The organism is Dietzia sp. CW19 (assembly GCF_014145265.1).
GTDB classification, from domain to species: domain Bacteria; phylum Actinomycetota; class Actinomycetes; order Mycobacteriales; family Mycobacteriaceae; genus Dietzia; species Dietzia natronolimnaea.
Genome location: NZ_JAALEE010000495.1, coordinates 9,672 through 11,455, shown reverse-complemented (window position 1 = coordinate 11,455; position 1,784 = coordinate 9,672). Strand labels below are relative to the sequence as shown.

At 70.2% G+C, this 1,784-nt stretch carries 1 protein-coding gene and 1 pseudogene; both read left to right on the top strand.

Going from position 1 to position 1,784, the window contains the following annotated elements:
- A pseudogene (locus G6021_RS17490) lies at positions 1-380 on the top strand (recombinase RecQ); the annotation flags it as partial.
- 119 nt (positions 381-499) lie between these two features.
- Positions 500-1,723, top strand: a complete 1,224-nt coding sequence (locus G6021_RS14070) for a calcium/sodium antiporter (protein WP_182641545.1) — start codon at positions 500-502, stop codon at positions 1,721-1,723.
- The last annotated feature ends 61 nt before the right edge of the window (positions 1,724-1,784 follow it).

Here is a 1,784-nt window from a genome sequence, read left to right as displayed (position 1 = left end):
GGCTGGCCCGCGCCTGCGTACCGGTCCTGCGCGAGTGGGGCTGGGACGACCGCCCGACCGGTGTCGCGGCGCTACTCACCGGCGAGCACCCGATCCTCGTGCAGAGCCTGGCGCGCGCGCTGTCACAGATGGGCCGTATGGACTACCTCGGCGAACTCAGCCGCGACGAGGCGCTCCCGACGGTGACCGCCCAGAACTCGGCCTACCGCGTGGCCCAGCTGTGGGGCACGTTCTCCGGCCCGTCGACAGCGTCCGACGGCCCCGTCCTCCTGGTCGCCGACCTGCTCGGGACGGGGTGGACGATCACCGAGGCAGCCCGGCATCTCCGCTCGTCCGGGGTCCCGGCTGTCCTGCCGCTGGCGGTCGCCTCCGCCGGCTGAATCGCTGCCGGCGCATCGACAGACCGGAGTCCGGCACGGGATCATCGACCCATGGGTAATGCAACGAGGCCGTCACCGCCAGCCGGACCGGGGTTCATCACCACCCGATCGGAGCTGACATGAGCGCCCTGACGGTGGCCGCGCTCGCGGTGGGGTTCGTCCTGCTCATCGGCGGCGGCGAAGTGCTGGTGCGGGGCGCCGGCGGTCTGGCCGCGACCCTCGGGATCTCCCCGCTGGTGGTGGGACTCACCGTCGTCGCCTTCGCCACCTCGGCGCCGGAGTTCGCGGTAAGCGTCGATGCCGCGCTGAGCGGATACCCGGGGTTGGCCGTCGGCAACGTGGTGGGCAGCAACATCGCGAACATCCTGCTCATCCTGGGGTTGACAGCGATCGTCGCCCCTCTGGTGGCGACGTCCCGGATCGTGCGGGTCGATATCCCCATCATGGTTCTGTTCTCGCTGGTCTTGCTGCTTGTGGCACTCGACGGCACGATCAGCTTCCTCGACGGTCTGCTGTTGTTCGCCGGCCTCGTGGCGTATGTGGTGGCGACGATCGTCATCTCGCGCAAGCAGAGTGGAGGCCGGGCCGCCGCGGCATCGGAGGAGCCGGTCGGTGACGGTGCCGCCGACGACAGCTCGGGGAGCGACAGCGCGGACGAGACGCGGTCGTCCGGCGTCGCCGCGTCGCACCCGGTTCTCGTCAGCAGCGCTCTCGTGATCGTCGGGGTCGTCATGCTCGTGGTCGGGGCGCGCCTCCTCGTCACCGCGGCGAGCGACCTCGCGGCGGCATGGGGAATGAGTGACCTGGTCATCGGCCTCACGGTGGTGGCCGTCGGGACATCCCTTCCCGAACTCGCGACGAGCATGGTCGCGGCGATCCGAGGCGAGCGCGACCTGGCGATCGGAAACATCGTGGGCAGCAACATGTTCAACATAGGTGCCGTTCTGGGGATGACCTCACTCATCGCGCCGATCGAGATCGCGGCCGGGGCCATCCGCTTCGACCTGCCGATCATGCTCGCGGTGTCCCTGGCACTGCTCCCGATCGCCTTCACCGGCCTGGCGATCGCACGGTGGGAGGGCGTTCTCTTCACCGGTTTCTACGCCGCGTACATCGCCTACGTCGTGCTCCAGGCGGCCGACCACGACGCGCTGGGGCCGTTCAGTGCCGCGATGCTGTGGTTTGTCATCCCCATCACCGCTCTGTGGTTGATAGTGCTGGCCACCTACGAACTCGGTGTGCTGCGTGGGCGGGCGCAGACCCGCGGGCGGCCGGTCACAGGTGACAGTGCTGCTCAGGACGCGGCGGCCGGCGGCTCAGGGGCCTCCCCGCCGCGCGCATGACAGCGACGACCGCCGCGCCGGCGGTGCCTGCCTCGATCAGACCTCCCGCGCCATCGCCCGG

Excerpts from the sequence above, each read along its gene's own strand:
- G6021_RS14070 (WP_182641545.1), top strand. The coding sequence starts at position 500 with ATGAGCGCCCTGACGGTGGCCGCGCTCGCGGTGGGGTTCGTCCTGCTC.